The sequence below is a fragment of the Streptococcus catagoni genome, assembly GCF_011421425.1.
Lineage (GTDB): Bacteria > Bacillota > Bacilli > Lactobacillales > Streptococcaceae > Streptococcus > Streptococcus catagoni.
This window is the reverse complement of the sequence record NZ_WPCW01000002.1, coordinates 365,191-384,007: the sequence shown is the minus strand read 5'-3', so window position 1 is coordinate 384,007 and position 18,817 is coordinate 365,191. Positions and strand designations below refer to the sequence as shown.

Here is an 18,817-nt window from a genome sequence, read left to right as displayed (position 1 = left end):
ATGATCTGTCTCTTTAAAAGATAGAATCATAGCCAAGTTTTTATTTTTCTAAGCGTTGTAAGGATTTTTGTAGTTGTTTATCCAACTCTTTTTTAATGGCCTTCTCAGGCGCATAATGTTCTTCCCAATATTCAGGTTTTAATATTTTATGACTGTTCGGGTCAAAGCGGGCTTTGCCGTCTGGAAATAATTTGCCCATATTAGCCTCATGAACCGTTTCAAAGATAGGCTGTGGATCAACACCCATCAAAACAAAGGAACCATAGGTAAAGTATAGTAAGTCCGTTAAGGCATCAACCTGTCCTACCAGTGGTGATTCCTTATGTTCTTTTGATTGCACCTTCATAGCAGCCTGATCAATGGCAGAATGCATATCCATTAAGGCCTGAGTAAATTGACCTTTATCACCCTGGCTGGCCGCAAAGAGGAATTCTACCAGTTCTTCTACCTTAAAATTGGTGCGATGTCCAGCCCCCTGCAAGGAATAACCACGAGGTGTTTCAATGGTATCCCCATCCATGACACGGTGGAAGTCCTTAACCTTGTTGAAGTTCTCATCACGGCTCTTAAAGCTTTTTTCAACATCTAAATGGATAAGACCATAGTGAGCCAGGGCTTTACTAATGCCACCATTATTGTTTGAGGCAGTGGTAAAGTGAGCACCGCTTTTCACGCCCTCTTCGGCATTGCCCATGGCAACACCTACTCCGACACCAGCCAGCATTTCCAAATCATTGTCAGAATCACCAAAGGCCATGACCTCTGATAATTCAAAACCAAACATTTGTCCTAGACGCTCAATCCCCTTGATTTTAGACTGATCAACCGATAATAAATCGATTGAGTAGGGGCTACTTCTTGTTATCTTGATATGAGGGAATTTCTCTTTAATTTCAACAGTTTCTTCTGCTGAAGCCACCATCACTATTTGGTAAATGGGCTCACGCATAATAGTGACTAAGTTGTTGAAACTCTGTGGCTTAACCCGTCGAATCAGATTCTTAAAGCTACTCTCAACTGTTGTGACCATGCTTCTTGGAACGATGCTAGAAACCACCTGACCAAATTGACTGGTACCCATGTCAATGATTCTAGAGCCGGCTAAGCCTGAAGCTGTCCCTAAAGAAACTTCTTTTTTCTTGTCACTAGCATACCTAATAATCTTATAGATCATCGATTTAGGCAACTGATTTTGGTACAAGATTTTATCTCTTGTTAGGATGTATTGACCATTATAGGTCACCGCAAAATCAATGTTGAAGTTTTCTAAAAAAGGTTGTACAAAACCAGGGCCTCGACCAGTCGCCAAACCAACCATTATCCCTTGTTTTTTTAAACTTTGAATAGCCTTTTGTGTTGTTTTTTGAACATTTTTCCGATCATTTAAAAGTGTCCCGTCAATGTCAAAAAAGACTGCCTTAATTGTCAAAACCTTTTTTACTCTCTTCTATTTATGATAGAATAGATTATACCATATTTTAAAGGAAGAATGACGAATAATGAAACAAATTCTAGTCTTACATACCGGAGGGACTATTTCTATGCAGGCTGATACCACAGGAAAAGTATCAACCAATGATATCAACCCAATGACCCATGTTGGCCTTGACTTAGAAAATATCCAGCTGACTGTCATTGATTTCTTTAATTTACCTAGCCCTCATATCACACCAAGACATATGCTAAAACTCTATCATAAGATCAAAGAGCTAGGCCAGTCCTATGATGGCATTGTCATTACCCACGGAACAGATACCTTGGAAGAAACAGCCTACTTTTTAGATACCATGGAAGTCCCTGACATTCCCATTGTCATTACTGGTGCCATGAGAAGCTCCAATGAAATAGGAAGCGATGGCATCTATAATTACTTAACTGCCTTAAGAGTTGCCAGTCACGATAAGGCCAAAGGTAAGGGGGTCTTAGTGGTTATGAACGATGAAATACATGCTGCCAAGTACGTCACCAAAACCCATACCACTAATATCTCAACCTTTCAAACCCCAACTCATGGTCCGATTGGCATTATTATGAAAAAGGACTTATTATTCTTTAAAAGAGCAGAGCCTCGAGTTCGCTTTGACCTGAATTCCATATCTGGTACAGTTCCCATCATAAAGGCCTATGCTGGAATGGGAGATGGGAGTATCCTTAGCCTCCTATCGCCAGATAATATCCAGGGACTGGTTATCGAAGCCTTAGGGGCTGGCAATATCCCCCCACTTGCCATGCCAGAAGTGGAAAAAATTAGTGCTGCTGGCATTCCAGTAGTCTTAGTCTCTCGCTGTTTTAATGGCATCGCAGAGCCCGTATATGCCTATCAAGGAGGCGGAGCCATGCTTCAAGAGGCTAGCGTCATGTTTGTCAAAGAGCTAAACGCTCCAAAGGCCAGATTAAAACTACTCATCGCTTTAAATGCAGGCTTAAAGGGCAAGGAACTAAAAGATTATATCGAAGGCTAAAATAGGATTGGGAGTCATTTTCCCAATCCTATTTTAATAGCTATTTTTTTCTGCTTTCAACCCCACAATTTTTTCAAAGGATTCAAAAGAAAAATCTTAAAAAGAGTCTTTATGGCAAGGTGTTGCCAGCGCTTCTGTATATTTGGTACCACTCTGGCCTTGTAAGTTCAAAGCTGGTAGACTGAGCAATCCTCTTCAAACGGTCTGGGTTCATTGAACCAACAATAGCTTGCATCTTGGCTGGATGACGTAAAATCCAGGCAATGACCACAGCTTCATCTGAAACCCCGTACTTTTGTCCAATATCAGAGAGGGTTTGGTTTAATTCATCATAGTCAGGATTTCCTATAAAGAGACCCTTGCCTAAATCAATTTGAAATGGTGACCAGGCTTGAATGGTCAACTGATTTTTCCGACAATATTCAATAACCCCATTATCTCTGTCAATAGCAGCCTGGTTTCTCATATTGACATTGACTGAGGCATCAAACATCGGTGTATGAGCTGGGGACAGTTGCATTTGATTAATGGCCAACTTTTGGTCCAAATAAGATTGTAGAAGCTCTATTTGATGAGAGTTTTGGTTACTAAGGCCAAAGTATCTCACCTTCCCAGCCTTCTCAAGCTCTGTAAAGGCCTGAGCTACCTCTTCTGGCTCTACCAAAATATCTGGTCTATGCAGTAATAAGACATCCAGATAATCCGTATCCAAACGTTTTAATATCCCCTCAACTGATTGGATAATATGATCCTTAGAAAAATCAAAGTAGCCCCGTCTGATACCACATTTTGATTGCAGGAGATAGTGGTCACGACCCAATCCCAGATTTTTACAAGCCTGGCTAAATCGTCTTTCTGATTCACCACCACCATAGATATCTGCATGATCAATAAAAGTGATACCTTCGTCCATGGCTGTTGCAATGACCCTCTCAGCCTCACGCATTTCCAGCCCAGCCATTCGCATACAACCAAGTGCAAGTCTAGAAGCCTCAAGTGGGGTCTGGCCTATTTTCTGCCTCAACATATCCTTCTCCTTAGATTCTTTTAGTAGTTTCAGTATACCATTTTTTGAAAACGATTTCTGAGATTTAATTGTTTTTTCAATCATCTCCCAGAGGGCCTGCCTTAACCTGACTAATCAAAGGCTATTTTTAATGTCAAATTCGAAACAATGACCTGCCATCTTGGATCCTTTTTCCAATTGTCATCAGATGCTATTTGAACAGCGACGCGTCTTGCTTCTTCCAGTATGGGGTAATCTTCCACTAGATCCGCCGTTTTAAACTCTGGAATACCTGACTGACGGGTTCCAAAGATCTCTCCAGAACCTCTCATCTTTAAATCAGCCTCAGCTAGGACAAAGCCATCATTGGTTTTTGTCATAATGTTCATGCGTTCCTTACCAGAATCTGTCTTGGGATTGGCCACAAGAACAGCATAGGACTGCTTATGCCCACGACCAACTCGGCCTCGTAACTGATGCAATTGACTAAGACCAAAACGGTCAGCATCTATAATTAACATAATGGTTGCATTGGGAACATTGACACCTACTTCGATAACTGTTGTAGAGACCAAGATATCTGTTTTTTGGTCTTTAAAGTCCTGCATGATGGCATCTTTTTCTTCATTTTTCATTTTTCCATGCATGAGAGCAATTCTTGCCCTGTCCTTAAAATAGTCTTTCAATTCTTCTTCTAAGGCAACTGCATTTTTTAAATCAAGTGCCTCTGATTCTTCTATCAGGGGTGAGATGACATAGACTTGAGCGCCTTTGGCAATTTCTTTAGACATCCAAGTTAAAACACTATCTAACTGCTGATGCTTTATCCAGCGGGTAATAATTGGTTTTCGTCCTGCTGGTAATTCATCAATGGTAGAGACATCCATTTCACCAAATGAGGTGATAGCCAAGGTTCTAGGAATTGGCGTTGCCGTCATCATGAGAACGTCAGGATTTTCGCCCTTCTCTCTAAAAATCTGCCTTTGTTTGACACCAAAACGATGCTGTTCATCAGTGATAACCAGCCCTAGCTTATGGTAGTTGACAGCCTCTTGAATGAGCGCATGAGTCCCTACTATCATGTCAACGGAACCATCAGCTATGGCGGCCAAAGCTGTCCTTTTTTCAGCAACCTTCATATTTGACCTCAAAATAGCAATGGACAATTGAGGAAATAATTCACTTAAACTTTGGTAATGCTGTTGGGCTAAAATTTCAGTTGGCACCATGAGAGCAGACTGAAAACCCGCACTATAAGCGGCATACATGGCCATGCTCGCAATGACCGTTTTACCGGATCCAACATCCCCTTGTAAGAGCCGATTCATGTGTTTTCCAGACGCCATGTCTTCTAATATCTCTGATAAGCTTCTTTTTTGTGCTTCTGTTAGGGGAAATGGCAGAGATGCAAGCTTTTCTTTTACTTTTTCAGCATCAAAAGGAATCCTTAAGCCTGAACTTTCTTTTTTATTAGCATATTTCAAAAGTTGTAGATGCATTTGAAAGTAAAAGAGTTCTTCAAATTTTATACGCCTCAGAGCCAGCCGATATTCCTTTAAGTCCTTTGGAAAATGCATAGCTCTGACAGCTTCTTTTCTTGGCATCAGGCAATACTTTGCTATAAGCTGATCAGGAATATTTTCTTCCAACTGCTCCAAAAGTCCACTGTCAAAGGCTGATTTAATGGCCTTGATCAGGGCCGCCTGACTGATACCTTGAACCGTATGATAAACCGGCTGCATATCATCTTCTAGGGTCATCAAGACCTTCATCCCAGTCAAGCTAGCCTTTTTTTGATCCCATTTCCCAAAGATCGCAATTTCTTTTTCCAAACTAATCTTATCTGCCAGATAGGGCTGATTGAAAAAATTGACTGCAATGACCAATTCATCTTGTTTCAGTTTAAAAGACAAACGATTTTTTTTAAAGCCATAATATTGGACTGTTGCCGGAGTTACTACTAGACCATTAATAACAGCCTTTTCACCATCTTGCAGTTCAAAAACAGACTTACTCTTAAAATCTTCATAGCGAAAAGGATAATACAAAAGGAGGTCTTCAACAGTAAAGATCTCTAGTTTTTGAAATTTTTCTGCTGATTTTGGACCTAAGCCTTTGAGGCCTGCAATTGGTGATCGTAAGTCTAACATGATATTCCTTTCATTCAGCCTTATTTAACAACTCTCGTATCCATTATACAAGAGTTTTAGGACTTTAGCACGGTAAAAAGTCTGGAGCACTTGCTCCAGACCTTATCTATTAAGTAAACTGCAGTAAGAAAGACTATCTCTAATGAGGCATCTCATAGATACTATCACAGGCATCTAAGAGCAGTTCTTCGTCATGAGAGATTAAAATGATAATCTTTCCTTTAGCCTTCAAATCTTCAAGCAAGTGTGAAAGTGTCGTCATATGCTCTAAGTCCAGCCCACTGCTTGGTTCATCAAAAATAAAAATGTCTTTGTCTGATAAGAGGCAAGAAGCAATCATGACCCTTTGTTGTTCACCACCAGATAAACTCATAGGATGCTTATCCAACAAGGGAAGCAGCCCCAATTCCTGACTAATTTCAGTCAGGTTAAGCTCACGATCCTGTCCCAGGCACAATTCCTTAGAGACACTGTCAGCAAATAATTGTAAACGCACATTTTGCAGGACAATGGCTGTATGAGCTAGGCGTTCCTTTGCTCCTAAAGACTTGCCGTCTAAGCTGATCAGAGCTTTCTTATCTTCAAATATCCCCGCCAAATAAGCAGCAAAACGAGACTTGCCGATACCATTTGGACCCACAAGTCCAGTAATACTTCCCTTTTTAAAGCTGAGCTGATCAATGTAGGTTAGTTCTTTTTTCCCTGCTTTAAGCTGAAGTCCCTTAATTTGCAAGTGATCATGGTTATGAGCAGACTCCTTGCATTTTAGCTTATTAAGTTCTTCTTGCACGGGATCTAAATCAAAGGAGCGCAAGCCATAAGCTCTTTGCTGACTCCTACTTAGCTTGTAAAAGTCCTGGGCAGAAAAAGTCTCTGCTAGACAACCATCTTGAAAATAAAAATAACGATCAGCTAAATCCCTTAAATAACTGAGACGATGTTCTGCAATAATAATGGTTTTGCCTGCCTCTTTTAGGGCAGCCAGATAAGCTCTAACCTTAGCAATCCCCTGATTATCTAGATGGGCTGTCGGTTCATCAAATAAGATCAACTCAGACCCTTGCATAATAGCGCTAGCAATAGCCACGCGCTGCTTTTGCCCGCCAGACAGACTATACATCTCTCTTTCTAACAGGTCAGAAAAGGAAAAATCATTGGCCACCTGGACTAATTTTTCTTTGATCTTTTGAGGCTCTATCCCTTGGTTTTCACAAGGAAAAACCAGCTCATGTTTCACCTCACGGTAAAAGAATTGACTAGAGGGATTTTGAAAAACACAGGCAACCTGCCGAGACAAATCTTCTACACTGACTTGGCCTATTGCCATTTCCCCCACAGTTAGCTGGCCCTCTAGGTGGCCTGGAAAGTATTCTGGAATTAAGCCATTGATCAATTTTAAAAAAGTCGATTTGCCTGAACCTGATTTACCACAAAGAACAATGAGCTCTCCCTTTTTAATAGTGGCCTCTTTGATCTGACAGGCAAATTCCTTGCGTGAAGCATAGGTAAATAAGAGGTCTTTTGCCTTTACCAGGTCACTATCATATAAACCATACTTATAAGTATCCATAGTTGAATCCCCCAATCTGTAAAGGCTAAGCGTGACCTAAAACACTCTGTAGCACCCTTTTTGATAGCCAAGCCTTTTGTTAAGGTGGAAAGTGTTAATTCCTGACTACTTCTTAATAAAGACATGAGTAAGGGCACCAAAAGGTATTCCAAATAAAGCTTGGGATGCCTGATCATATCTCTCTTGCGCAAAAAGATGCCTCTAAGTTTCAAAGATTGCTGGATCACTTCTGCTTCTTCCTTAATTTGCGGCAAAAAACGCATCATCACTGCGAAGGTTAGTAAAAGCATCTCTGGAAAATGCCATTTGCGCAAGCCATGCACCAATTCATAGACACTTGTCGTCCGCAGCAAAATAGTTGCTGCTAGACAAGTCGGTAAGAAAAGCTTTGCAGCTACTATCAGCAAAGAAAGCACTCTAAACAAATAATCTGGCAAAAACTCTAAAGGAAGCTCTGCAATAATACTTAACAAAACAAAAGCAAGGGCATAGTTTAGGGCGGATTTTCTTTTTCCTAGGAGGTACAAAACAACTATAAAGACGGAAATAATCATGACCTCAAGCCAATCTGTGATCCGAAATAAGAAGGTTAAGTTGGCTAGAACCAGCAATAAAAGCTTTGTTCGAACGTCTAATGTCATGAAAGCATACCAGATTTCATAAAGTGTTTCTTCAATAGTCTTTGCCCAAAGAGACCTCCTAAAAGAGCTCCTAAGCAGACAGTAAAGATAAAGAAAGAAACATTTGCTAGGGTCAAATCAACCATAACACGGTTGACATAGGCCATATCCTTTCCACGGGCCAATAGGCTCTTAATATAAGTATCTCGTAAGAACCACATCAAAATAATAGGACCTGTATTGGCAAAGGAAAAGAGGATATAGGACAATAGGTTAATAGACTGTTTTTGGTAGCGACCAAGATAGGCTAGTCCATCAGCCAAAAGTCCAAAAATAAGGGCTGGAAATAGGGCGGCCACAAAATGCCCAGTCAAAAAGAAGAAAAATCCCATAATGGCACCCAGCATAGTGATAGCCCCAAATTTTTGAATTTTAGCCACTAGTAGAAAGTAAACTGTTCCGCCTAAAAGACCAGCAAAGGCTGGGGCATAAATCATATTGCCTGATTTATCCAGAAAAATACTAATAAGTGTTCCCAGCCCTACACAGATAAAGTAGAGAGCTGAAAAAGCACCTGTTAAAATAATATCCTTAAGTTTCAAATTCTTCATTCCTATAAATCTCCTTTAATTGACCTTGATCTAGTCGGAAAATACGATCTGCACAAGCTAGCGTTGACAAGCGGTGCGAGATCAAAAAGACTAAACCATGGCATTCTTTTTTTATAATACTGATTAAGAGTGCTTCATTAAGCGAATCTAGGTGTGAGCTTGGCTCATCAAAAATATAGCAATCTACTTTTTTTAAGAGAGCACGCATTAGCTCTAAGCGTTGTCTTTCCCCTGCTGAAAACATGTTAGGATCTGAAACAAGTGTATCAAGACCTTGATCACAAGCCAAGAGACGTTCTTTCATCCCACACCTTTGAGCCAGCTCCCAAATGGCAGCATCACTAATAGCAGGCCGACCTAGAGTGAGATTGTCTCGAATACTTTGCTGGAAAAGTTGGGGGTGCTGTGGTAAATAGGCAATCTTTTTTTGCAAGGCCAGGGGATCTAATTCCAGGCTATCCCTCCCATGCAAGTAAATCTTGCCATCTTGCCAAGGATACCAACGCATAATCAGCTTCATCAAAGTTGACTTGCCTGAACCTGATTCTCCTTGAATAGCTATTATACCATTTTGTGAAAAAATAGCTGATAGATCTTTATAAAGAGGGTGACTAACAGGGCTATAAGAAAAATTCAAGTCCTCAATTGCAATCTGATCAACTGATTCGATTTCCGCACCACCTTTTACAAGAGCTTCTTTCTGATCTAGCAGAGCAAACAAATGCTTAGCAGCGTAGATGGCTCTTTTAAAACCCAGGGGCAGTCTTCCTAGTTCTAGAAAAGGGGCAAAGGAGGATGAAAAAGCTATTAACAGCAACAAACCTTGAGAAAATGACAAAGTCTGTAACTGTATCTGATAAAAATCTTGCAGTCCAAAAAGTAAGAGCCCTAAACCGACTATGAAGAAGGTCATGGTTAACTGCATAAATTGCTTTTGGGCAATCCGACGTTCAGACTTATTAACCTTACGACTGCTTTCATTTAGCTGGTCAAAATGATTCTGAACAACTTGAAATTGCAACAAATCCTTCATAGCTCTCAAGCTCTCAATAAAGGCTGAAGCATAGGCTTTACGCTCCCCTGTCTGCTTAGCAATAAGGGCTTCTAAGTCCTTAGCAAAATAAAGAGGAATCACAAGAGCCAGTAAGAGATAAATCAGCAAAGCTATTAAGGCCAAGGGAAAACTAAAATAGCCAAAAGTAAGGATGATCAGCAAGGCTGACAATATCCCCGTACAAATAGGAGCAATGGTGTGAGCAAAAAAGATTTCCAGTGCTTCAATATCCTCACCAATCATTTTTAACAAGTGGCCGCTGTCTGTCTGATCTAGAGCAGCTGGTGTCAAAAGACGTAGCTTTCTAAAGACCAAGCCCCTCAATTTAGCCAAAGTATGAAAGGCCACATAGTGACCAAAGTAATGCTCTCCGTAACGGCAGGCCCCTCTTAAAAGTGCCAAACCTATGAAAAGAAACCAAAAATAAGTGGGAAACACTTGCCCTGTGAGGCCATTTAAAGCTAGATAAACTAAAAGTACCGGTATCAAAACAGTAAGCACAAAGCCCAGAACTGCAAAAAGTACTGCCAGAGCAATAAAAGGCAATAAGTTTTTCATGAGCTGAAGTAAACGTCTGACCACATGAAGATCTTTCTGTCCTTTTTTAACCATAGTAATTAGCCTCCAATCTAGCCTGAGTATCAACCAAGTGACGGTAAACCTCATTTGTAGCATATAAGCTGGCTGGACTAGCTAGCTGAGATTTTCCTTTAGCCTCCAAAAATAGAACCTGATCAGCCAGAGCAACTTGCTTCATCTTATGGGTAATCATCAAGACAATGGCTTCTTTTGCTACCTTGCCAATCAAGTCCAAAATCAAAGCTTCATTTTCACTATCCACACTGGCTGTTATTTCATCAAAGATATAAAAAGAACGCTTGGCCAAGAGGGCGCGCAGACAAACAAGCTGCTGTCTTTGACCAGGTGATAAGTTTTGGCCATTTTCACCAACAAGGCTATCAAGGCCATCAGGTAAGTCTTTGATAAAGGCTAGGCTATTTGTCCTTTCAAGCCAATCCATGAGTTGAGCTTTGGACATATCTGTTGCCATAGCTAAGTTATCATAGATGCTTTTATCTAAGATATAGGATTGATCAGACACATACATGACTTCCTGATTAATAGCTTTCTGACTAAGCTCAGCTATTTCCTTATCTCCAAAATAAATAGCTCCACTAAGAGGAGTCAGCCGCTTCAAAAAGAGCTGGGCAAGGCTTGTCTTGCCCAGACCTGAGACAGCTGCCAGAGCAGTTATCTGTCCCTTTTTAAGGGTCAGGTTAATGTCTTCCAATAAGGGATTTTGGTCATAGGAAAAAGAAAGATCAACCAGACTTAGGCTATCAAAGGCTGACAACTGCGCACCAAGCAAGTCTTCTCTTTCAGGTTCCAAAGAGATACTATCCAAAAAGCTAAAAATGCGATCAGCCATTTTAGTATTCATCATGACCAGGTGCATTCCATAGCCCTGTTCTCGGATTGGGGCAAAAAATTCAGTTGCTATCAGGATGAAAAAAATAAAAGAAGCTAGGCTGAGCTGTCCAGCAATCAAGGCATGAACAGCTAATAAACCAGAAAGACCTATGCCCAAATACATAATACTATCCATATAAGCGACAGCCTGCAGCTGAAAGGATAACAAACGCATGGTCGCAAGCCTAAAGTCCTCGGCCTTTCTTAAAAACTCTTCTTCATAGTCCTGATCAACCTGATAGGAATAAAGGGTATTTAAGCCCTTTAAATCATCCAAAAAAAGATTACCTACATCCATATAAGAATGCCAATAGTGGTTCATAATGGCTTTAGAACGCTTTTGCATAGCCAGTATGGAAATAGGTATGAAGGGTAAGGAAAGAAGAAAAAGTAAGACCCCTTTCGGGAAAATAAAGCAAAGAATGAGCAGAACACTACTACAATTCAAAAGGGTTCTTAGTGACAGTGACAGATAATGAGAGTAATAAGTATCTAAACTATCTATACCCTGTGAAGCCACTGTAAAGGTATCTGCCAAGGTCGTATTTTCCTCAAAGTGCCCGTCTCTAGCAATAAAGGCATCAAAAAAGGATTTTTTCAAGGAATCTCTGGCATATTGTGATGCAACCCCCTGCAATTTTTTAGCAAAAAGAGCCAAAAGAAAGCCACAAAAATTGAGCCCTAGAAGTGCCAAGCCAAGATACAGTAGATGAACTGTTTTGCCTTGATATAAACGATAGCAGCTTTGAGCAATCAGGTAAAAGCTAATAACTCGCATAAGAAACTGTAACCAGGCTAAAAAAGCTGCCAGATAAATCAGCCCCATCTTAGGAGCTATCCGTTCCTTTAAGCGTTTTAGTAGGGTTTCCTTTTCTTGTCTACTCATTGTTTTTTTATTTTCTATCATAAACCTCTTAATCTTTCTAAGTTTCAAAATGGTAAGTGATTATCCTAAAAAGTATCATTTCTTAATAAGGTAAGCTTAGCTGTCATAAAACTAATCAAAAGAGCCTCAGAGAAGGAAAAAGGAGAGGATCTTTGTCTCCTCTCCAACTCTTACTTAGTCATCTCAGCAGGGAAGGTGACAAAAACCTTTTTCTTATCTTAGCAGCTCATATACTTGGCCAGCAATTGTCTGCAGACTGATCCTGTCCCCACCCAAGACCAAGTGCTAGTATTTTCACCTGCTTCCTTAGTTCCTTATGCCAAGAATCTCCTGGCAGCTGTACTAAGTTTGTCTCATCATATAACTATCCTTAGTTCTTATAGTAACGTGGAATACGATCACTGAGTAAACAAAGAACTTCATAATTAATAGTACCCTTCTGATCAGCCAGATCAGTTGCTGTAATGACCTGTTCAGCCTCTTGACCTATTAAGGTAACCTTGCTACCAATAGGATAGTATTTTGGTAATCTTATGGTTGTCTGATCCATAGATACCCTTCCAATAATTTCACAGAATTGACCATCTACAAGAACATGAAAACCTTGTAAATCCCTGGTCCAACCATCAGCGTAGCCAATGGGTAAAGTAGCAACAATTTCTTCTTCCTTAGCTTTATAGCTAGCTCCGTAGCCAACTGTATCGCCTGCATTAATCTTTTTAACTTGTACTATGGCTGTTTCTAAGGATAGGGCGGCCTTCAAAGGATAAGGAAGTTCCAAGGCATGACCACTAGGGTTTAAACCATAGATTACAATACCCAAACGAACCGCATTGAAAATCGTGTCACTGTGCCACAGGCTGGTTGCGGAATTGCTAGCATGAACCATAGCTGGCTTATAAGCTAAAGCTCCAACCAAATCAGTGAAAAACTGTAGCTGCTCTGTAAATTTTTGATTATCAGCTTCATCTGCCGTAGCAAAATGAGTAAAAATCCCATCAACCTTAACTTCTGCCTCTAACAAGTTGGCAATGAGCTGATCTGCTTCTTCCAAGGTACGAAGACCAATTCTTCCCATACCTGAATCAATTTTAAGGTGAACATGGCAACCTTTCAAATCAATATCTTTTTGATTAGCCTCTTTCAACCAATCAAGGTTGGCCACGGTTAAAGTTATCTTCTCTTTTTTGGCTAAATCAATTTCTTCTGGTAAGACGATTCCCAAAACAAGAATCTCCTTACTGATACCAGCCTGTCTCAGCTCAAGGGCCTCATCTAAGTTAGAGACACAATAACCATCAACAATTGGTAGAAGAGCCTTAGAGACTTCAATGGAGCCATGTCCATAAGCATTGGCCTTAACAACAGCAAAGGTTTTTGCCCTCTGTGGAATATGTTTTTGTACTGCTTCAACATTTGCTCTTATTGCATTTAAGTCAACAGTCGCTACTGTAGGACGATGCTTGCTTGAAATCATTTTTCTTCCTCCAAAATAACACTGGCTTGAACATAGGCACCACTATGAGAAATACTAATAAAGCCTTTTCCCTTGAAAGGGGACTGACTGATATAAGGCTTACCTTTGTCATCAGTTAGGATTTCAATATCTTGGAAGCTTAGTTTTCCAATACCAGTTCCCATTGCTTTGGAAAATGCTTCCTTGCCAGCCCAGCGGCCAGCTAAAAAATTAAGCTGTCTCTTACCTTTATAAGAGCTAAAGAGATCAAATTCTTTTTGAGTCAGAACCTTCTTTGCAAAGACAGGTTTCTTTTTTAAGACATTTTCAATCGCTACTATTTCTTGTAAATCAATGCCATGTCCAACTATCATTATCATACCTTACTTATTTTTCTTCTATTTTATCACTATTTGTCATAAAAAGCGATAAAAGCCGAGACAGGGTCTCAGCTTTATTGCGTAAAATGAATCTCTTAGCGATTTTTTCTGCCATGGCAATTTTTAAATTTTTTGCCTGATCCACAAGGACAGAGGTCATTACGTTTAACATTAGAGAAATCAATAGCTGAAGTCCCTTCTTGGCCTCTTGTTCTTGCTGAAATGTTTTGAGCAGCAGTGGTTGTGGCATGTTGGCTGGCACGTTCACGCTCTTGTTCATGAATTTGTGCTTTCATCATGGTCCGAGTTACATCAAACTCAATAGCTCCAATCATGTCCTGGAACATCTTAAAGCCTTCAGCCTGATATTCAACAACTGGATTGTTTTGAGCATAACCACGCAAACCAACTGAATTACGAAGTTGGTCCAAAGCATCAATATGCTCAGTCCATTTATTATCCACAATCATCAATAACAGCACTTTTTGGAACTCTAAGATAGCTTCCTTGTCATGCAGTTTGGCAATCTGATTTTGGTAAATGTCTAGCGCACGCTGATAGAGTTTTTCTTTTATTTGCTCATCTTTTAAGTTCCGCAGTTCTTTAACAGAAATTGTTTCCTCTGGAACGATATTAGTTCTGGCAAAGGTCACAATAGCTTCAAGAGCATCTTTTCGGTTACTTCTTGTATGGGCATCGACTGTACGTTTGATAGTCCTTTTTATCATGGACTTAATTTCAGGTCCAAGGTCACGATTAGCCGTAATGACATCACGACGGTTTGAATAGATGATTTCACGTTGTTCACGCATAACGTCATCATATTGGAGGACCTGTTTACGGGTATCGTAGTTATTACCTTCAACCCTTTTTTGAGCAGATTCAACCTGTCTAGCAAGCATTCTAGACTTGATGATGGTATCTTCTTCTTCCAACTTCATTCGGTCAAGAAGGGCTTTGATACGGTCTGAACCAAAACGTCTCATCAAATCATCTTCTAGAGAAAGGTAGAATTGTGATTCACCTGGGTCACCTTGACGTCCTGAACGACCACGCAATTGGTTATCAATACGACGGCTTTCATGACGTTCAGTACCTATAACACAAAGACCACCCAATTCACGAACACCTTCACCAAGTTTAATATCTGTTCCACGACCAGCCATATTGGTTGCTATGGTAACAGCACCTCGTTGGCCAGCATTCATAATAATCTGAGCTTCTTTAAAGTGGTTTTTAGCATTAAGAACTTCATGGGGCACACCAGCACTAACCAATTGTTTTGAGATATAGTCACTGGTTTCAACAGCAACGGTACCAACAAGGACTGGCTGACCTTTTTCATGTCTTTCTTTCACATCAGCAATAACAGCCTTGAATTTTGATTTCAAAGTTGGATAAAGCAGGTCAGTGTGGTCTAAACGTGCTACTGGTCTATTGGTTGGAATTGGAATAATCCGCATGTTGTAAACTTCACGGAACTCTTCTTCTTCAGTTTTTGCTGTACCTGTCATACCTGCCAATTTTTTGTACATACGGAACATATTTTGGTAGGTAATTGATGCACTGGTCTTAGACTCTTCCTGAATACGTACACCTTCTTTAGCCTCAATAGCTTGGTGTAAACCATCAGAAAAGCGGCGTCCTTCCATTGTCCGACCAGTGAACTGGTCAACAATGAGGATTTCTCCTTCTTCAGACACAACATAGTCAATATCCAAAAGCATGATATAGTTAGCACGCAGGGCATTATCAATGAAGTGAGTTAAGGCAACATTCTCAATATCATATAAGTTATCAAGTTTGAAGTAGGTTTCTGCCTTGTCAATCCCTGAATCACTAAGTCCAATCGTTTTAGTTGGAACATCAATAATGTAATCATCTTCTTTTAGGGTCTTAACAAACATGTCTGCCCGAACATAGAGTTGGTTGGTCTCTGAGCTAACAGCTCCTGAGACAATCAGTGGTGTTCTAGCTTCGTCAATCAAGACAGAGTCCACCTCATCAACTAAAGCATAGCTGAGAGGTCTTTGAACCATATCTTCCTGACGCACTACCATATTATCACGTAGATAGTCAAAGCCTACTTCGGAGTTTGTAGAATAGGTAATGTCACAGAGATAAGCTTCTCTTTTTTCAGCTGGTGATTTGGCTGCAAGGTTGATCCCAACAGATAAGCCTAACCAACTGTATACTTCTCCCATCTCAGTCGCATCACGTGTTGATAGGTATTCGTTAACAGTGATAACGTGAACACCTTCTCCAGCGATGGCATTTAAATAAACAGGCATTGTAGCTGTTAAGGTTTTACCTTCACCAGTGCGCATTTCCGGAACATCACCATTATGAAGAACAATCCCCCCCATAATCTGAACACGATAAGGGTAAAGTCCTAGGACACGTTTTGAAGCTTCGCGAACAACAGCAAAAGCCTCAGGTAACAACTGATCCAAAGTCTCCCCATCTTGATAACGTTTTTTAAATTCTTCTGTTTTAGCTTGTAAATCTTGGTCAGATAAGGCTTCCATTCGACCTGCATAAGATTCCACTTTTTTTGCAATTTTTTCGAGTTTTCTTAATTCGCCTTTGTCATTTTCAATGACTTTGCGTAGAACATTTGCCATTCTATTTCCTTTCGATCGTCTTTCATTTCATTCTAACACAATTAGGCAGCCAGTTCAAGAAATCCTGACAGATGAAAAGAGAAAAGAAGTTGCAGCAACTCCTTTTCTCTCATTTTTTTATTTTTTAAGAAGACTTACTTAGAATTAGGATGGCTAGCAATCATTTCTAAGCTTCCTTCAAATGACCATTTTTTAACATCATTTGGTAGGATGAAGTGCATGCCCTTTTTCAACTTATAGGCCTTAGAATCAACCATTAGCTGACCCTGACCATTTAAAACTGAAACTAAAAGGTAGGGAGCTGACTGCCTCATTTCAACTAGTTGATCAATGTTAAACTTATACACTGTAAAGAAGGGATTTGAAACCAAGGTTGTTGCTAGTAAATTATCAAAAACCACAGTTGCAGGAACACTATTTTCAGGCTGACCAATAGTCAGAACATCAACAGATTCTTTCAGGTGCAAATCCCGCAAGTTCCCATCAGCGTCCTTACGATCAAAATCATAGACACGGTAGGTAGTATCACTGGATTGCTGAGTTTCTAAGATAAGAATCCCCTTACCAATAGCATGCATGGTCCCACTAGGAACAAAGAAGAAATCACCAGCCTGAACAGGAACCTTGGTTAAGAGATGATCCCAGTCTCCGGACTTAATCATTTCTTCAAGTTCTTCTTTTGATTGGGCATTATGTCCATAGATGATTTCTGACCCTGCTTCTGCAGAGATGATATACCAACACTCCGTTTTCCCTAGCTCACCTTCATGTTCTAAGGCATAGGTATCATCTGGATGAACCTGAACACTAAGCCAATCATTGGCATCCAAGATTTTAGTCAGTAAAGGAAAAACCGGTTCTTTGGGGTTACCAAATAATTCTGGGTGCTCGCTATAAAGCTTGTCCAAGCCTAAACCCTTGTAAGTCCCGTTGGCAATGGTTGAAACGCCATTAGGATGAGCTGAGATAGCCCAGTATTCACCCGTTGTCTCACTAGGAATGTCATAATTAAAAACATCTCTAAGTTTTGTACCGCCCCAAATCTTATCGTGCATACATGAGTCTAGAAAAAGTGGTTCTGCCATCATATCCCTCATTTCATTTCTGTAGTTCTTCTATTATATCATTTTCAAGTTCAAATTGGTTCTTCTGACTGAGCTTTCTCATCCAATGACCTGATTTTTTCAGAGTTTTAATTTGGGTATGAATATTATTGCTAATTAATCCATAACGGTTTTTATAGGCATTGGCCCAGCTCCAGCAGTCAATCGGCGTCCACAAATGGTAGCCAAGACAGTTGCTGCCTTCTTCCATACCTTTATGCAGCCAGTAGAGATGCTCCTTGATAAATTGAATGCGGTAGTCATCTTCGATCATCCCATCAGCGTTGAGATAACGTTCCTCAGCTGAGACGCCCATACCATTCTCACTCATAAACCAAGTCATATTACCATAGTTTTCCTGAATATCCTTGGCAATATCATAAACAGCCTGCGGATAGATTTCCCAGCCCTTATCAACATTCATCCTGGCCATAGGCATCTCATAAGTTTGCCAGAATTTAGTTGGTAAAAAGTCAACAGCTAAGCTATTTGAGGAATATTTAGGTCTTTGGACGCGGTTGGGATGGTAGAAATTAATCCCCAATAAATCAATGGTATTTTCCTTAATAAGAGCCAATTCTTCTGGACTAGCTTGCCAAAGAGCTCCTTCCTTACTGAGTAGCTCAACTAATTCCTGTGGAAATTCTCCCTTACTGCTGGCATCCATAAAGAGCCGGTTAAACCAAAGGTCTGCTATATGCGCTGCCTTAAGATCCTCTTTTTCCTGACTGGCTGGGTAGACTGGTGTCAAATTAAGGATAATTCCAATCTGACCATCTTGTTTGAGCTGACGGTATTTGGCAATAGCCTTGCTGCTAGCTAACTGGAGATTATAAGCCACTTGAACAGCTGCCTTGCCATCACTCTTTTTAGGATAATGGAATTGCTCGTAATAGCCCCCTTCCACAACTACCAAGGGTTCATTATGGGTAAACCAATGGTGGACACGATCGCCAAAAAGTTGAAAACACCTTTCAGCAAAGCCAGCAAACAAATCCACCACATGCTTACTTTCCCAACCACCATATCGCTGCAAAAGTTCCACCGGCAAATCAAAATGATGCAGGTTAATAAAGGGCGTGATCCCTTGGGCTATAAATTCGTCAATAACTTGATTATAAAAGTCAACAGCTTCTTGATTCAGACTATTAGTTTCTAAATCATCAATCAAACGAGACCACTGAATAGAAGTTCTGACGGTATTTAGTCCGCATTCTTTCATCAATTTAATGTCTGACTTGTAGTCATTGTAGAAATTAGAGGCCGTATCTGGTCCAACCTGATTATGGAAATCTTCTGGACTCTTTATAAACCAATAGTCCATAACATTTTGATGCTTCTTTTTAAAACTACCTTCTGACTGAGGCCCACTAGTTGCTGCCCCCCACCAGAAATTTTCTGGAAATTGTAAGTTTTTCATATTTT

The 18,817-nt window shown here is 40.2% G+C and carries 14 protein-coding genes; 1 reads left to right on the top strand and 13 read right to left on the bottom strand.

Going from position 1 to position 18,817, the window contains the following annotated elements:
• Nucleotides 1-40 precede the first annotated feature (40 nt).
• On the bottom strand, nucleotides 41-1,429 hold the full coding sequence (locus HBN42_RS05755; protein WP_165994109.1) for a Cof-type HAD-IIB family hydrolase: 1,389 nt from the start codon (nucleotides 1,427-1,429) through the stop codon (nucleotides 41-43).
• A 70-nt stretch (nucleotides 1,430-1,499) separates the two neighbouring features.
• On the opposite strand from HBN42_RS05755, the gene HBN42_RS05750 reads away from it, so the two are divergent.
• Complete coding sequence (locus HBN42_RS05750) at nucleotides 1,500-2,462, top strand: asparaginase (RefSeq protein ID WP_165994108.1); 963 nt, start codon at nucleotides 1,500-1,502, stop codon at nucleotides 2,460-2,462.
• A gap of 109 nt (nucleotides 2,463-2,571) precedes the next feature.
• On the opposite strand, the gene HBN42_RS05745 is transcribed toward HBN42_RS05750, so the two are convergent.
• The 12 genes from HBN42_RS05745 to HBN42_RS05690 form a co-directional block, all read right to left on the bottom strand.
• Complete coding sequence (locus HBN42_RS05745; protein ID WP_165994107.1) at nucleotides 2,572-3,489, bottom strand: aldo/keto reductase; 918 nt, start codon at nucleotides 3,487-3,489, stop codon at nucleotides 2,572-2,574.
• 110 nt (nucleotides 3,490-3,599) lie between these two features.
• Nucleotides 3,600-5,618 (bottom strand): ATP-dependent DNA helicase RecG, encoded by a 2,019-nt coding sequence (gene recG / locus HBN42_RS05740; protein ID WP_165994106.1) that lies wholly within the window; start codon nucleotides 5,616-5,618, stop codon nucleotides 3,600-3,602.
• Nucleotides 5,619-5,757: 139 nt separating this feature from the next.
• Nucleotides 5,758-7,188, bottom strand: a complete 1,431-nt coding sequence (locus tag HBN42_RS05735; protein WP_165994105.1) for an ABC transporter ATP-binding protein — start codon at nucleotides 7,186-7,188, stop codon at nucleotides 5,758-5,760.
• On the bottom strand, nucleotides 7,146-7,829 hold the full coding sequence (locus HBN42_RS05730; protein ID WP_165994104.1) for an energy-coupling factor transporter transmembrane component T family protein: 684 nt from the start codon (nucleotides 7,827-7,829) through the stop codon (nucleotides 7,146-7,148). Before HBN42_RS05730 ends, HBN42_RS05735 begins: the two co-directional genes overlap by 43 nt.
• Complete coding sequence (locus HBN42_RS05725) at nucleotides 7,826-8,419, bottom strand: MptD family putative ECF transporter S component (RefSeq protein ID WP_165994103.1); 594 nt, start codon at nucleotides 8,417-8,419, stop codon at nucleotides 7,826-7,828. The genes HBN42_RS05730 and HBN42_RS05725 overlap by 4 nt, the downstream gene beginning before the upstream one ends.
• Complete coding sequence (locus HBN42_RS05720) at nucleotides 8,400-10,085, bottom strand: amino acid ABC transporter ATP-binding/permease protein (RefSeq protein ID WP_165994102.1); 1,686 nt, start codon at nucleotides 10,083-10,085, stop codon at nucleotides 8,400-8,402. Before HBN42_RS05720 ends, HBN42_RS05725 begins: the two co-directional genes overlap by 20 nt.
• The gene (locus HBN42_RS05715; RefSeq protein WP_165994101.1) at nucleotides 10,078-11,850 is read right to left on the bottom strand and encodes an ABC transporter ATP-binding protein/permease; all 1,773 of its coding nucleotides are present in this window, start codon (nucleotides 11,848-11,850) and stop codon (nucleotides 10,078-10,080) included. Before HBN42_RS05715 ends, HBN42_RS05720 begins: the two co-directional genes overlap by 8 nt.
• A 349-nt stretch (nucleotides 11,851-12,199) precedes the next feature.
• Complete coding sequence (gene alr / locus HBN42_RS05710) at nucleotides 12,200-13,306, bottom strand: alanine racemase (protein ID WP_165994100.1); 1,107 nt, start codon at nucleotides 13,304-13,306, stop codon at nucleotides 12,200-12,202.
• Nucleotides 13,303-13,659, bottom strand: a complete 357-nt coding sequence (gene acpS / locus HBN42_RS05705; RefSeq protein WP_165994186.1) for a holo-ACP synthase — start codon at nucleotides 13,657-13,659, stop codon at nucleotides 13,303-13,305. The genes alr and acpS overlap by 4 nt, the downstream gene beginning before the upstream one ends.
• 101 nt (nucleotides 13,660-13,760) lie before the next feature.
• The gene (secA, locus tag HBN42_RS05700; RefSeq protein WP_165994099.1) at nucleotides 13,761-16,289 is read right to left on the bottom strand and encodes a preprotein translocase subunit SecA; all 2,529 of its coding nucleotides are present in this window, start codon (nucleotides 16,287-16,289) and stop codon (nucleotides 13,761-13,763) included.
• A 134-nt stretch (nucleotides 16,290-16,423) separates the two neighbouring features.
• On the bottom strand, nucleotides 16,424-17,374 hold the full coding sequence (gene manA, locus HBN42_RS05695) for a mannose-6-phosphate isomerase, class I (protein ID WP_165994098.1): 951 nt from the start codon (nucleotides 17,372-17,374) through the stop codon (nucleotides 16,424-16,426).
• A gap of 13 nt (nucleotides 17,375-17,387) precedes the next feature.
• Nucleotides 17,388-18,812, bottom strand: coding sequence for a glycoside hydrolase family 1 protein (locus HBN42_RS05690; RefSeq protein WP_165994097.1), 1,425 nt, complete (start codon nucleotides 18,810-18,812; stop codon nucleotides 17,388-17,390).
• Between the last annotated feature and the right edge of the window lie 5 nt (nucleotides 18,813-18,817).